Genomic DNA, 14,458 nt, shown 5'->3' with positions numbered 1-14,458 from the left:
CCAGCTTGTTCCAGCTAATTATTTCAGCGCCACGCGCGCGATGGTGCGGCCCGGCTGCGGCGGCAGCGCGATATCGGCGCCGCGCAGGGTTGCGCTCACGCCGCCAGGCGCGCCGACGACCAGGGTCGCGGGGCCGGTCAGCTCGATCGATTCGGTACTGCCGCCCTTGACCAGGCGCGAGATCAGCGGACGGCCGCCGGCGCTCGGGCGCACTTCGACCCACGAATCCTCGCGCACGTTCAGCACCAGGGTGTTGGCGCCGGCGGTGGGCGCAACGGCGATGACCGGCGCTGCGGCGGTCGAGACGCCAGGGGCCGGCGTCGCACCAGGTGAGGCGGCGCTCGGCGTGCCGGCGGCCGGCGGCGGCACGGCTGGCATCGGTGCGGTCGGGGTGGCCGGCGCGGCATCCGGTGCCGAGCCGGGAGCTGCCGCTGGCGGCGTGCTTTCTCCGGCCGGCGCCGGCACCGAGATCAGCGGTACCGACGGATTGATCAGGCCTGGGTGGGCGCCACTCGCGGGCGCCGAACCCGGCGCAACGACGCCGGCGGCAGGATTCTCGAGCACCGTGGCGTCGCCCGGCTCGCCATCGCGCTGCAGGTTTGGAATCAGGTCGAACTGCCAGGCCGCGACGGCGGCGCCGGCCACCACCACGGCGGCGGCGATCCAGCCCAGCGGCAGGCGGTTGCGTTTTCCGCCCATCGGGAAACGGTTCTCGGAGAACGTGGCCGGACGCTGTTCGCGGCGCACGGCGCCGGTATTGATGGGAGCACCGGCCTGGGCTTCCGGCGGCATATTCAGTTCGATCATCGACACCAGCGGCGCAGCGTCGATCTTGAGCAGCTTGGCATAGGCGCGCACGAAGCCGCGTGTCACTGCCGGGCTCGGTAGCGCAGCGTAATCGCCCGCTTCCAGCGCCACCACCTGGCGCGGGGCCAGCTTCAGCTGGTCCGCCACCTGTTCCACACTCCAGCCCATCGCCTCGCGCTGGGATTGCAGGGTCTTGCCAGGGATGCCGGGCTGGTTGCCTGGCGTAGCCGGCTGATCTGCTTGCTCGTTCATTGTCCTCGTCCTTGTCCGTGTGAGCTTCTAGTTGAGCTTGTTTTTTTGCTTACTCGTCGAAAGCGCCGCGCTCGAACGCCGCGTACTCGGGCGAACCGGGGAAGCGCCGCCGCAGCTGGGCCGCCAGCGTCGCTTCATGGGTCCGGTCGCCCAGCTTGCGCTGTACGCGCAGCGCGAGCCAGAGCGCGTCGGCCGGCAGTGTCTCGATGCTTGCCGACTCGATCAGGCGATTCACGAAAAAACCGGCGCGCTGCATGTCGCGCCGCTCGTAGTACACCCGCGCCAGGCCGGCATTCACCGCCGGCAACGTCGGGTTCAGACGCAGGGCCTCGAGCAGGTAGCGCTCGGCCGCGTCGACATTCCGGTTCTTGATGCTGCACCCACCCGCATTGATCAGCGCGGACAGCGGCGTCTGGTAAGTGGGACTCTTGAGCGCGGCATCGAAATAACGCAGTGCTTCGGCCGGCTTGTTCACCGACTGGCACAGGAAGGTGCCGTAGTTGTTCGCGAACTCGGGATTGCCCGGTTCGAGTCGCAACGCGTGGCGATGGTTCTCGTCGGCCAGCGGGAACTGCCCCATCGAGGTATAGATCAGGGCCCGCAGGCCGTAGGCGTCGGCGTAGTTGGGATCGGCCGCCAGCGCCTGCTTGACTTCGTCGAGGGCGATCTCGTGCTTGCCCTCCTGGTAGTAGCCGACCGCCAGCTGCACCCGGATCGAGGCGCGCTTTTCCAGCGCGGTCTGGTCCGAGGCGGTCCTGAGTTCGCCGTCGCGCGCGGTCGCCGCGCCGCCCGCCCCCGTGCTGGCGCAACCGGCCAGCACAGCGAGGGACAGGGTCGATGCGAATGCGAGCCAGGCGGCGGCGAATTTCATCAGGTCGGGATCTCCACGATGCGGCCGAAATCGGCGCCGAACTTCTTCTGGTATTCGGCCATCTTTTCCATGCGCTCGGCCACCCGGGTGCGGTCCTTGACCTCGCCCGCAAGCTGGCCGCAGGCGGCGTCGATGTCGTCCCCGCGCGTCTTGCGCACGGTGGTCACGATGCCGGCGTTCATCAGCACTTCGGCGAAGGCCTTGATGCGCGGATTCTTGGAGCGGAACAGGCCGGACTCGGGGAATGGGTTGAACGGGATCAGGTTGAACTTGCAGTTCACGCCCACCACCGGATCGTTTACCAGCGCGATCAGTTCGCGCGCGTGCTCGTCGCTGTCGTTGAAGCCGTCGAGCATGCAGTACTCGAAGGTGATGAAGTCGCGTGGCGCGAATTCCAGATAGCGCTTGCAGGCGGCCATCAGCTCGCGCAGCGGATACTTTTTATTCAGCGGCACCAGGATGTCGCGCAGCGCATCGTTCGAGGCGTGCAGCGACACGGCCATGGCCACCGGCACGTCTTGCGACAGTTTGTCGATATTCGGCACCACGCCCGAGGTCGACAGGGTCACGCGGCGGCGCGACAGGCCGTAGGCGTTATCGTCGAGCATCAGCTTGAGCGCGGTGACGGTCGGCTCGTAGTTCAGCAGCGGCTCGCCCATGCCCATCATCACCACATTGGTGATCTGGCGCTCGCCTTTCGGGCCGGGCTCGATGCCCTTGGTACGGCGCAGCTCGAACTCGGCCATCCACAGCTGGCCGATGATCTCGGCCACCGTCAGGTTGCGGTTGAAGCCCTGCTTGCCGGTCGAGCAGAAACGGCAGTTGACGGCGCAGCCCGCTTGCGTGGAGATGCACAGCGTGCCGCGGTTTTCTTCCGGGATGAACACGGTTTCGACCGCGTTGCCGTTGCCGACGTCGACCAGCCATTTGCGGGTGCCGTCGGTGGCGGTCTGGTCGCTGACGATGGCCGGCGCGCGCACTTCGGCGCGCGTCTTGAGCTTTTCGCGCAGCGACTTGGCCAGGTCGGTCATGCTATCGAAGTCCGCCGCGCCGAACTGGTGTATCCAGCGTTGCAATTGCTTGGCGCGGAACGGTTTCTCACCCAAGTCGGCGCAATAGGCGACGAGTTGCGCGGGATCAAAGTCCAGCAGGTTGGTGAGAGTTGTCATGGCTAAATTCCTATATTTCTGAACCCGCTTGCGCCAGCCCTTGGCTGCGGGCAAGCGGGTTACTCATTTAAATTAGTCCGGGGGAATCAATCCGGGGAACGCCCGGACTGCGTTCCCCCTTACTAATTAACGCGAGTAGACGTTCAGTGCTGGGAAGTAGTAAGCGATTTCCACAGCGGCGGTTTCGGCAGCGTCCGAACCGTGAACGGCGTTGGCGTCGATCGAGTCAGCGAAGTCGGCGCGGATGGTGCCGGCGTCGGCTTTCTTCGGATCGGTAGCGCCCATCAGGTCGCGGTTTTTCAGGATCGCGCCTTCGCCTTCGAGCACCTGGATCATCACTGGACCCGAGATCATGAAGTCGACCAGGTCCTTGAAGAACGGACGTGCAGCGTGCACTGCGTAGAAGCCTTCGGCTTCAGCGCGCGACAGTTGCACCATGCGTGCAGCCACGACCTTCAGGCCGGCTTCTTCGAAACGGCTATAGATTTTGCCGATCACGTTTTTTGCAACTGCGTCCGGCTTGATGATGGACAGGGTGCGTTCGATTGCCATGAGAAAACTCCAATAAAAGAAAGGTTTTGAACTGAGAAATTCGTTTGAACTTTGGGACTCAATCAACCTTTAATTTTACCATACCTGCCCCAGATATCCGATATTGCGGTAGCGGCAAGCATGGGTTACAGTGGCGGCAAAAGTCCGTCCAATGTGATCGTTTCTTCATCTTCAGTTAAGAAAGATGCGATAGGATCAAGCTGACGTACCTCGCGTAGCACTCGCAAGTACCATTTATTTAACCGGAGGCACTATATGTACCCTAGTACCCAACAGCAAAGTACCATCGACCTGAGCAAAGGTGGTCAGGCCACGCGTAACAAAGTGTTACGCAACACGTATTGGCTGCTGGCGCTGTCGATGATTCCTACCGTCCTGGGCGCCTTCACCGGCATCTCCCTGGGCATCGCATTCACCGGCATCATGGGCTTCGTCATCTTCCTCGCGGTTGCCTTCGGCTTCATGTGGGCGATCCAGAAGAACAAGGATTCCGGCCTGGGCGTCGCCCTGCTGCTCGGCTTCACCTTCTTCATGGGCCTGATGCTGGCGCCGCTGCTGACCCACACGCTCAATTACTCGAACGGCGGCAGCCTGATCATGACCGCCTTCGGCGGTACCGCCGCCGTGTTCGCCGTGATGGCCAGCATCGCCACCACCACCAAGCGCGACTTCTCGGGCATGGGCAGCTGGCTGATGGCCGGCGTCGTGGTCCTGCTGCTGGCGGTCGTCGCCAACATCTTCCTGCAGATGTCGGTGCTGTCGATCGTGATCTCGGTCCTGGCGATCGGTATCTTCTCGGCCTTCATCCTGTATGACGTGCAGCGCATCGTCAACGGCGGCGAGACCAACTACGTCACCGCCACCCTGTCGATCTACCTGAACGTGTTCAACATCTTCACCAGCCTGCTGCGCCTGCTGGGCATCGTGGGCGGCGACGACTGATCGATCGCTGTTTCTCGATAAGAAACCGGCCTGCGGGCCGGTTTTTTTATGGGCGCGTCAAACGCAGCAGGCTGGCGTCGACGCCATCGGTCAGGACGTAGATCGCGCCGTCCCGGAACAACGGAACAACGGGGTCACGGAACAACGGGGTCAGGTCTGACATTTGGACACGAGCTCAGCCTTCAAGGACGTTTGCTGTCGAGGCCGTGTCTGAATGTCAGACCTGACCCCAGCTGTGGGCGTTTGCTGTCGAGGCCGTGTCTGAACACGGAACAATGAATGTCAGACCTGACCCCAGCTGTGGGCGGCGACGACTGATCGATCGCTGTTTCTCGATAAGAAACCGGCCTGCGGGCCGGTTTTTTCATGGGCGCGTCAAACGCAGCAGGCTGGCATCGACGCCATCGGTCAGGACGTAGATTGCGCCGTCCGGGCCGACCTTGACGTCGCGCAGGCGCTGATTCAGTTCTGCCAACAGCGTCTGCTGGCCGACGATCCTGTCGCCATCGCGCACGACGCGGTGCAGGGCGCGGCCGCGCAGTGCCGGCACCAGCAGGTCGCCGCGCCAGTCGGGGAACTGGTCGCCGCGATAGACCGCCAGGCCGCTAGGCGCGATCGACGGCGTCCATTCCAGCAGCGGCGCCTCGAAGCCGGCCAGGCGGCTGAACGGCGTCACGCGGCCGAACGGATAATCGATGCCGGCCGTGACGAGCGGCCAGCCGTAATTCTTGCCCGCCACGATCTGATTGATCTCGTCGCCGCCGCGCGCGCCGTGTTCCGTCAGCAAGAGCTCACCGCTGGCCGGATCGACGGCGATGCCCTGCGGGTTGCGGTGGCCGAGGCTGTAGACCTCGGGCGCGGCGCCGGGACGGCCGATATAAGGATTGTCGGGCGGCGCCTGGCCGTCGCGGTCGAGCCGGACGACCGTGCCCAGGTGATTGGCGACGTTCTGCGCTTCTTCTCGGCGCCAGTTGCCGTCGCCGACCGTCAGCACCAGAGTCTGATCGGGCAGGAAGGCGATGCGACCGCCGTTATTGCCGGCGCGCGGCTTCGGCGTGGAACTGAACAGGATACGGACGTCTTCCAACTGGTCATTCTCCAGCCTGGCCCGCGCCAGGCGCGTGCCATTGGCGCCCTCCTCGCCATGGCCCATCGTCAGGTAGATCAAGCCATTGCGCGTGAAAGCGGGATCGAGGGCGACGTCCATCAGGCCGATCGTGCCGCCGCGCTGGAACACAGGCGGCAGGCCGCCGGTGCCGATCGGCGTCTTCGCGCCATCCCTGCCGATGACCAGCAGGCGCCCGGCCATCTCGGTGACGAGCAGGCGGCCGTCCGGCAGGAAAACCAGCGACCACGGCCGATCGAGTCCCTTCGCCACAGTTTCAACCCGGTAAGTGGCAGGATCGACCGCCTCGAGCTTGTCGGCCGCGCCCGGCGAGGTAATAAGGAAGAGCGCCGCGGGAACCAGGGCCATCAGCGCCGCCACCAGCATCTGGCGCCGCGGCTGTGCGGCTCGCTGCGCCGGCGACGTCATGTGGGCATAGACCAGGCCGCCGGCAATGCCGCTCATGGCCATCAGCGCGTGCTCGAGCCCACCGCGGGTCGCGGCGATCGCCGGCATGGGAATCACGTTGAGCATCAGCCAGAATGCCGCCCACAAGCCGGCGACGGCGGCCGCAGCGAATAGAGGCGCACGGCGCGCCGGCCCGGCCGCGCGCCCGATCGCGTGTGCGACCAGCATGGCCGGCAGCAGCGCCGCGAACGAGATCCCGATCATGACCGGGCCGAAGCCCGCCAGGTCTTGCAGCGTGGTCCAGGCCCGCAGCGACAGCGGAATCGTCGCGCCGAGCGCGGTGAGTTCAGCGAGATTGACCTGGGTCTGGACCAGGCTGGCGACCATCCCAGTCGCGACGGCGGCGGCCAGCAAGGCTGCCGCGTGGCGACCGAGCTGCCTCACTCAGGCCACCGCATCAGCTGCCGGCACCGGCTTGGCGCCCAGCTCGAACACGCCGATCGACTCGACGTGCGAGGTGTGCGGGAACATATTCACCACGCCCGCCTTCTTCATCACATAGCCCGCCTTGTGCACCAGGATGCCGGCGTCGCGCGCCAGGGTCGACGGGCTGCACGACACGTAGACGATGCGCTGCGGCATCAGGGCTTCGTGGGTCTCGCGCAGTTCGGCCAGCGCCGTCGCCAGCGCCATGGCGCCGTCGCGCGGCGGATCGACCAGCATGCGGTCGAACCGGCCGAGCGCCACCAGGTCGTCCTTGGTGACTTCGAACAGGTTGCGGGTCGAGAACGAGGTTTTTGCGGCCAGGCCGTTGGCCCTGGCATTGTCCAGCGCGCGCGTGGTCAGCGCGGTGCTGCCCTCGATGCCCACGACTTCACGCGCCTGGGTCGCCAGCGGCAGGGTGAAGTTACCCAGGCCGCAGAACAGGTCGGCCACGCGGTCTTGCGGCTGTACGTCGAGCAGGCGCAGCGCCTTCGCCACCAGCACCCGGTTGATCTGGTGGTTGACTTGCGTGAAGTCGGTCGGCTTGAACGGCATGCGGATGCCGAATTCCGGCAGCGTGTAATACAGCTCCTTGCCCAGCGGGTAGAACGGATGGGCAGTGTCAGGGCCTTTCGTCTGCAGCCACCATTGGATGCCCCACTGGTCGGCGAAGGCTTTCAACAGGGTTTCATCGGCGCCCGTCAGCGATTCCATGATGCGCAGCACCATCACCGTGCTTTCCTCGCCGATCGCCACTTCGATCTGCGGCAGGTTGTCGTAGATCGACAGGCTCGCGATCAGTTCGCGCAGCGGCACCAGCAGGCGCGCGACGTGGTCCGGCAGGATCTCGCAGGTGGTGATGTCGGCCACGAAGGACGAGCCGCGCTCGTGGAAGCCGACCAGGATGCCGCCCTTCTTCGCCACGTGGCGCACCGACAGGCGCGCGCGGTAGCGGTAGTCCCAGGTCGGGCCGTACATCGGGCGCATGATCATCTCGGCCTTCACTTTGCCGATATGCCACAGATTGTCTTCCAGCACGCGGCCCTTCATCGCCACCTGGGCGCCCGGCTCCAGGTGCTGCATCGAGCAGCCGCCGCAGACACCGAAATGCTGGCATTTCGGCTCGACCCGCATCGACGAGGCGCGCTGCAGGGTGACCATGCGGCCCGCCTCCCAATTCTTTTTCTTGCGCGTCGTCTCAAAGCTGACGCGCTCGCCCGGGAGCGCGCCTTCGACGAAGATCACCTTGCCTGGCGAGCCGTCCTCGTTCTCGAGGTGGCCCACGCCGCGCCCGTCCATGTCGAGGGATTTGATGTCGATGAAGATTTCTTGCATGGTGATGAGAAAGTGGAGTGAAGGCAGGGAGCTGGCCCTGGCCGGCGGCGCATGCTTCAAAGGCCGCGCAAAAAAGAACGGCGGATGATAGCAAGGAATCGAAGTGGACGCTACCGGAGGCCTTGTCGTTACAGCAATGAATCGCGCACCACGCCGCGCGCCGCCATCGCGCGCTTGAGTTTGACCAGCGCCTCCTGCTGGATCTGGCGCACCCGCTCGCGCGTCACGCCCATCTCCTCGGCCAGGGTTTCCAGGGTGGCCGGATCGTCGTTATCGAGGCCGAAACGGCGAGTGACGACCAGGCGCTGCTTGTCGGGCAGCCGGGTCAGCCAGTCGCGCACCAGCAGCGCCACCTCTTGCTGCTCGGCGTGGGCGTCGGGGCTGCCTTCGCCGTCGTCGGGCAGCATGTCCATCAGGCTCGACTGCGGATCGTTGTCGAGCGGCGCATCGAGCGAAGTCGCGTGCTCGGACAGGGTCAGTATGTCTTGCACTTCCTCGACCGGACGGCCGACCAGGCTGGCGATGTCGTCGCTCGAGGCTTCCTTGCCGTCGTGCTTTTGCGCTTCGAGGTGGTATTTGGCGCGCAGCACGCCGTTGAGTTCGCGCACCATGTGCACCGGCAGGCGCACGGTGCGGGCCTGGTTCATGATGGCGCGCTCGATGCTCTGGCGGATCCACCAGGTGGCGTAGGTCGAGAAACGAAAGCCGCGTTCGGGCTCGAACTTGTCGATGGCGCGCATCAGGCCGATATTGCCCTCTTCGATCAGGTCAAGCAGGACCACGCCGCGGTTGATGTAGTGCTTGGCGATCGAGACGACCAGGCGCAGGTTATGCTCGATCATCTTCTGGCGCGCGCCGAAGTCGCCGGCCTTGGCCAGCGTGGCGAAGTGGACTTCCTCGACGGCTGTGAGAAGCGGCCTGGCGCCGATCTGGTTCAGGTAGTGCTGGGTGGTGTCGGTCGCGAGCTCGGCCTGCAAGACCTTGCGCAGCTCGTCGACTGTCTCGACGCTGGCATGGCGCGCGAGCGGCTCCTGGTCGGCCGCGCCGTCGGCCCGGTCGGTATCGTCATCAGCATGCACGCGCTCGCTTTCCGGCTCATCCGGAAACTCATCCGTATCGTCCTGGTCCAGCGAGTGCGGCGGCTGCGTCATACCGTTCCTAACGAACGGGCAAGAACCTCGTCGGGTCGACCGGCTTGCCCTGCTGACGAATCTCGAAGTGCAACTTGACGGCATCGGCGTCGGAGTCGCCCATCTCGGCGATCACTTGGCCACGGCTGACGTTGTCGCCCTCCTTGACCACGATCTTGCGGTTGTGGGCATAGGCGGACAACAGGCTGTTGCTGTGCTTGACGATGACGAGATTACCATAACCGCGGATGCCGCTGCCAGCATACATTACCTTGCCCGAACTGGCGGCAACCACTGGCTGGCCCAGCTTGCCGGCGATGTCCAGCCCCTTGTTGCGGCCATCGTCGAAGGTGGCGACGACGCGGCCTTCCGACGGCCACATCCAGCTCAGGCGCGCTTCGTCGGCAGCAGTAGCCGGGGCGGCCGGTGCCGCCGGCGTGGCCGGTGCGGTGGTGGCCGGCGGCGTGGTGGTGGCCACCTTGCCGTCGCTGTAAGGCGTCTTGTCGGCGCGCGGCTCGGTCTTGCGCGGCACGCTGGCCGACGGCGGCATCGGCACCGGCTGGGTCTGTACATTGGCGGTGCGCTCGCCATCCGGCTGGTTTACGCGCAATACCTGGCCGACCTTGATGTCGTCCGGGTTATTCAGGTTGTTCCAGGCAACCAGGTCGCGGTAGTTCTGGCCGAAGTCGAGCGCGATGCGCAGCAGGGTGTCGCCCTTGCGCACGGTGTACATGCCGCGCTCGTCCTGTTTCGGCGCTTCTTCCACGCGCGCGGGCGCTGGCCGGCTTGGGGCGGCGGTAACGGGGCGCTCGACGACCGGCGCCTGGCGGGTAGTGGTGGAACAACCGGCCACGAGGCCGATGAGGATCGTCAGGAGGGCTAAACGCGGTGCTTGTGTCATTGGCATTCTATTGTCTTATCGGCGTACGGCGGGCCTGGCGGCCCTTCTTGGGTTTTAGATGGTGCCTGGGCGCAGCGGCACGAAGTGGCACGCTTCCAGCGTTTCGCTGGTCCACTCGGATTTGCCGGTGCGGGTAATACGGTGCAGATGCTGCACCTGGGCGCCGACCGGCGCCACGAGATGCGCGCCGATGGCCAGCTGCTCGAGCAAGGCCCGCGGCACCTCGAGCCCGGCGGCGGCGAGGATGATGCCATCGAAAGGCGCGACCTGCGGCAAGCCTAGCATACCATCCCCATACTGCAAACGCAGGTTCGATATCCGCAGCGGCCGCAGATTGGTCTTCGCCAGCTCGTGCAAGGGCTTGATGCGCTCGATCGAATACACGTCCTTGGCGACGAAGGACAGGACCGCGGCCTGGTAGCCGCAGCCGGTGCCGATTTCGAGCACTTTGCCCAGCTCGCCGCCAGCACGCATGGCTTCGATCATGCGGGCGACGATATACGGCTGGGAAATCGTCTGGTTATGGCCGATCGGCAGCGAGGCGTCGACATACGCCTGGCCCGACATGGCCGGTTCGATGAACAGGTGGCGCGGCACGGTCTCCATCGCCATCAGCACCTTCGGGTCGCTCACGCCCTGGCGCGCGATGCGGCCCACCATCGCGCGGCGCACCGCCTCGCTGGCCGCCAGGTCGGAACGCTGGGCGGGCGGCGCGCTGCTCGTCACCTGCACATAGCTGGGCGCGCGTGGCGCCGGGCCTGGGGACGGCGGCGTCCTGGCGCCGATATAGGTAGTGGCGTTGCGGGTGGCGGTCTGCGGCGTCTGCACCGGCGCCGGCGTGCCGGGCTTGCGCACGCCGCTCGTCACCGACGACAGCGGCAGCGGGAAATTCGGTCGCGCATCCTTCATGCCAGGCCTCCCGCGAGCAGCGCCAGCTGGGTCTTGTGGGTCAGGTCGATCTGCAGCGGCGTGATCGACACGCGGCCCTGCGCGGTCGCGTGGAAGTCGGTGCCCTCGCCCGCATCGCGGCAGGCGCCGGGGGCGCCGATCCAGAAGATCTCGCGGCCGCGCGGATCCTCTGCGCGGATCACGGGCTCGGCCTGGTGCCGGCGTCCGAGGCGGGTCGGCGTCAGCGGGCCGATCTCCTCATACGGCAGGTTCGGGATGTTCACGTTCAGCAGGAAAGGCTTGGGCAGCATGTCGAAACCGCCGGCGGCGAAACGCTCGACGATGTCGCGCGCCACCCGGGCGGCGGAATCGACGTGGGCCCAGCCGCCGTGCACCTGCGAGAAGGCGATCGCCGGCAGACCGAACAGGAAGGCTTCGGTGGCGGCGGCGACGGTGCCGGAATACAGGGTGTCGTCGCCCATATTCTGGCCATTATTGATGCCGGAAACCACCAGGTCGGGCGGCGCATCGGACATGCCGGTCAGGGCGATGTGCACGCAGTCGGTCGGCGTGCCATTGGTGAAATAGAAGCCGTTGGCCGATTTGTAGACCGACAGCGGCCGGTCCAGGGTCAGCGAATTCGAGGCGCCCGAGCGATTGCTGTCAGGTGCGACGACGACGATGTCGGCGATCGGCGCGAGCGCGTCCGCCAACGCCTGCAGCCCAGGCGCCAGATAACCATCATCGTTACTGATCAAGATTCGCATGGCGGAGATTTTACCTGAAGCAACGCCCGTATCGACGCCCGGCAGCAGAAATTCACGCCCGGATTTCATAATCCGGGACGATCGATGGACCGCCTGATAACAGTGAAGCGGTCATGCGACAGTTTACTGGACAGGCTGACAAGCTCGACTGGAATCGGGCAATGCCGTCTTTACAAGTTGTTTGTCAGCAGGGTAAGTCTGGCGTGGCGTGGGAAAGTGATGGCCAGTCAGCGCAGGCAGATGCGAGGCCGGCGAGCGCTGGCATACGGGCGCCGCATACGGGCGCCGGCATACGGGCGCCGGCATAAGAGAGCTGGCATACGAACGCTAGCGTAAGCACTTGCCCGGAGCGGCGCCGGGCGTCAAGGCCGGCGCAGCGCCGTCAGCGCATTGCCATCGGATTGTCGCGCGCCGCCTCGATCAAGGCTCCTTCGAGCAGCGACACTTCGTCCTGGGTGAAGGACAGCAGCGCATCCTTGTCGCCCTCTTGTAGATAGACCTGCTTGATCATCGCAGCGCCGCGCCGGCGCAGCGGATGGGCGGCGCTGGGCCTCAGCACCGAGGTGCGCAGGCTGTCGGCCAGCGCCCTGGCCTCGCCCGGACTGCTGCTGTCGATCAGGCTCTGCAACTGGGTCAGCTTGTGCCCCAGGTTGTCGGCCGCGTGGCCGGTCTCGGCATGCTCGCGCGAGGCCGCATGCGCGTGCTGGCCGCGCGCTGCAACGCCGTCCGCCGCAGGCTGGGACGGCGGGGTAGTCCCCACGTCGTCCGGGAGCATTCCGGCGGCTGACGCCCTGGTCTGGGCCCGCATCCGCTCCAGCATCTGCGCCTGCACGGCATCGTCCGGCGCGCCACCGGTCGCCGGCGCGCCTTCGACTTCGCGCAAGTGCTGGCGCAACTCGGCCACCTGTTCGCGCAGGCGGCGCGCGGCTTCGGCCTCGCCCTGCTGGCCCAGGGTCGAGGCCAGCCGCAGCTGCATATTGAGCGTTTCGGGATGGCCGGCCCCGAGGTGCCGCTCGCGCGTACGCGCCAGCGATTCCTGGATGCTGCGCACCGCCGCCAGGTCGCCCTGGGCGGCCAGGATCTCGGCCAGCGCCTCGCGCGCCGACAGCGTGCCTGCGGCGTCCAGGCCGTCGTGCCGTTCGCGGGCCCGCAATACCGATTCGAGCATGCGCCGCGCGTTGCCCAGTTCGCCCGTCTCGCCCAGCAGCAGCGCCAGCCGCTGGCCGCAGCGCAGGGTGTCGGCATGCTCGCCGCCCTGGCGCTGGCGACGGGCGTCGAGCACCCGTTCGAGCACGATGCGGGCGCGTTCGAGTTCGCGTTGCTGCACCAGGCTGTGGGCAAGGTCTTCGAGGCAGTCGAGCGTGACCAGGTGTTCGGCGCCAAGTGCGCGTTCGCAGGTAGACACCACCTGTTCGTGCAGCGCCAGCGCCCGTTCGCCCTCGCCCAGCGCGGCCAGCACCCGCGCCAGCTGCGAGCGCGCCGCCAGCGTCTCGGCGGCTTCGGCGCCGGCCTTGCGCGCGCAGGCCTGGACCAGCAGGTCGTAGTGGCGGCGCGCCTCTTGCACAGCGCCGCTGTCGAGCAGGAGCGCGGCGAGCACGGCGCGGCCCAGTCGCGTGGCCGCATGGTCGTCGCCGAGCAGGCGCTCGCGCAGCACCAGGCTTTCTTCGAAACAGGCGCGGGCCTCGTCGCGGCGCCGCTCGCGGCGGCACAGTTCGCCCAACCGGACGAGGTGGTCGGCCAGCTGCGGCGAACCGATCTCGTCGCCGCCGCCCAGCCGGCGCGCCTGCACTACCGCGGCGCGCAGGCGCACTTCGGCCAGCGACTGCCAGGGGAAGCTCCCTGGCGCCAGCCATTCGGCCAGCAGCGCCGCATGGCGCGCCAGCGCACGGCGGTCGCCGGCCGGGCCGGCGGTGGACAGGGCGTCGGCCAGCGCCAGCTGGGTCTCGTCGAACCAGCTGTCGAGGTTGACGCGCGACCAGCCGTAGCTGGCGCGCAGCAGCGCCTCGAAGCGCGGCTGGTAGCCAGGCAGGCCATGGCGCACGTCGCCGCGCCGCCAGCGCGCATGCGGATCGCTGCGCGCGCCGTCGGCGCTGCAGGCCAGCGGATAGAGCAGGAGCGGGCGCTGTTCGTCTTCATGGGTGCAGCGGTAATCGATGGCACGCCGCAGCACGCCTTCGATGCCTTCGATGCTGCCCGGCGCCGGCGTGAACAGGCCCACCAGGCGGTCGGGTACGAGGGTTGTGCACACGCTGACGGCGGCCGAGCGCCCGGCGGCGGTGGCGACCAGCACGTGGCCGAAATGCTGCGCCAGGCGCGCCGCGAAGCGGCGGAACAGCGCCGGGCAGGCGTCGAACAGGGCTGGGTAGTCGAGCCGGCCGGCGCGTTCGGCATAGCTGTCGTCGAAGCGCCCGGCGCGCAGCAGGTAGAGCGGACGGCGGCCGTCGGCGCGTTCGAGATAGGCCTGCCAGCCGACGCCGTCGATCACGCGGTCGGCCAGTTCCTCGCCGCGGCCGGCGGTGTTGCGCAGCCGGGCGCGGCAGGCCTCGAAGAATTCGAGCAGGCCGGGCCGGGCCGCGTCGCCCGCGTCGTTGTCGGCAGCATGCACGGAGACAGGCATGACGGCAAACGGTTCATCGGCCGGCACCGCGAAATGGCAGTGCAGCGCCGGCGCCTCGAGATCCCAGTCGATCACCAGCACCGGCGCCTCGGCGTCCCCACCCGCCAGCTGCAGCGCCAGCGCCGCCAGCACGGCATTGCGCGCCGCGCCGCCCTCGTAGGCATAGAAGCTCGTCACCGCGCCGGGCATGGCCAGCGGCGGGAGCGAGATACCTTGTTGGTCCATATGGCT

The 14,458-nt window shown here is 66.8% G+C and carries 12 protein-coding genes; 1 reads left to right on the top strand and 11 read right to left on the bottom strand.

Annotated elements, in window-relative coordinates; genetic code table 11:
- Positions 1–18: 18 nt before the first annotated feature.
- From SOM28_RS16350 to ndk, 4 genes are all read right to left on the bottom strand, one after another.
- Positions 19–1,059 carry a RodZ domain-containing protein gene (locus SOM28_RS16350; protein ID WP_320468738.1) on the bottom strand — a complete coding sequence of 347 codons (1,041 nt, stop codon included), beginning with the start codon at positions 1,057–1,059 and terminating at the stop codon, positions 19–21.
- A gap of 49 nt (positions 1,060–1,108) precedes the next feature.
- Positions 1,109–1,930 (bottom strand): type IV pilus biogenesis/stability protein PilW, encoded by an 822-nt coding sequence (gene pilW, locus SOM28_RS16345; RefSeq protein ID WP_320468737.1) that lies wholly within the window; start codon positions 1,928–1,930, stop codon positions 1,109–1,111.
- The gene (gene rlmN, locus SOM28_RS16340) at positions 1,930–3,099 is read right to left on the bottom strand and encodes a dual-specificity RNA methyltransferase RlmN (protein WP_320468736.1); all 1,170 of its coding nucleotides are present in this window, start codon (positions 3,097–3,099) and stop codon (positions 1,930–1,932) included. The genes pilW and rlmN overlap by 1 nt, the downstream gene beginning before the upstream one ends.
- A gap of 126 nt (positions 3,100–3,225) precedes the next feature.
- Complete coding sequence (gene ndk / locus SOM28_RS16335) at positions 3,226–3,651, bottom strand: nucleoside-diphosphate kinase (protein ID WP_123071979.1); 426 nt, start codon at positions 3,649–3,651, stop codon at positions 3,226–3,228.
- Between the two features lie 255 nt (positions 3,652–3,906).
- Here ndk and SOM28_RS16330 point away from each other — a divergent pair, with 255 nt between their 5' ends.
- Positions 3,907–4,593 (top strand): Bax inhibitor-1/YccA family protein, encoded by a 687-nt coding sequence (locus SOM28_RS16330; RefSeq protein WP_123071980.1) that lies wholly within the window; start codon positions 3,907–3,909, stop codon positions 4,591–4,593.
- Between the two features lie 364 nt (positions 4,594–4,957).
- Here the strand turns inward: SOM28_RS16330 and SOM28_RS16325 are convergent, their stop codons facing one another.
- From SOM28_RS16325 to SOM28_RS16295, 7 genes are all read right to left on the bottom strand, one after another.
- Positions 4,958–6,550, bottom strand: coding sequence for a PQQ-dependent sugar dehydrogenase (locus SOM28_RS16325; protein WP_320468735.1), 1,593 nt, complete (start codon positions 6,548–6,550; stop codon positions 4,958–4,960).
- Entirely contained in the window at positions 6,551–7,924 is a 1,374-nt protein-coding gene (gene rlmD / locus SOM28_RS16320; protein WP_320468734.1) for a 23S rRNA (uracil(1939)-C(5))-methyltransferase RlmD, read from the bottom strand.
- 128 nt (positions 7,925–8,052) lie between these two features.
- Positions 8,053–9,075, bottom strand: coding sequence for an RNA polymerase sigma factor RpoS (rpoS, locus tag SOM28_RS16315; RefSeq protein ID WP_320468733.1), 1,023 nt, complete (start codon positions 9,073–9,075; stop codon positions 8,053–8,055).
- Positions 9,076–9,082: 7 nt separating this feature from the next.
- Positions 9,083–9,955: a peptidoglycan DD-metalloendopeptidase family protein gene (locus SOM28_RS16310; RefSeq protein WP_320468732.1), complete on the bottom strand. Its 873-nt coding sequence runs from the start codon at positions 9,953–9,955 to the stop codon at positions 9,083–9,085.
- A 54-nt stretch (positions 9,956–10,009) separates the two neighbouring features.
- A complete protein-coding gene (locus tag SOM28_RS16305; RefSeq protein ID WP_320468731.1) occupies positions 10,010–10,864 on the bottom strand; it encodes a protein-L-isoaspartate(D-aspartate) O-methyltransferase in 855 nt (284 codons plus the stop codon).
- The gene (gene surE / locus SOM28_RS16300; protein ID WP_123070864.1) at positions 10,861–11,610 is read right to left on the bottom strand and encodes a 5'/3'-nucleotidase SurE; all 750 of its coding nucleotides are present in this window, start codon (positions 11,608–11,610) and stop codon (positions 10,861–10,863) included. The genes SOM28_RS16305 and surE overlap by 4 nt, the downstream gene beginning before the upstream one ends.
- A 382-nt stretch (positions 11,611–11,992) precedes the next feature.
- A complete protein-coding gene (locus SOM28_RS16295) occupies positions 11,993–14,452 on the bottom strand; it encodes a tetratricopeptide repeat protein (RefSeq protein WP_123070863.1) in 2,460 nt (819 codons plus the stop codon).
- Positions 14,453–14,458: the final 6 nt, after the last annotated feature.

The organism is Massilia sp. CFBP9026 (assembly GCF_034045165.1).
GTDB lineage: Bacteria > Pseudomonadota > Gammaproteobacteria > Burkholderiales > Burkholderiaceae_D > Telluria > Telluria arenae.
Note: the sequence above shows the minus strand (reverse complement) of the source record. Positions and strands in the feature narration are given on the sequence as shown.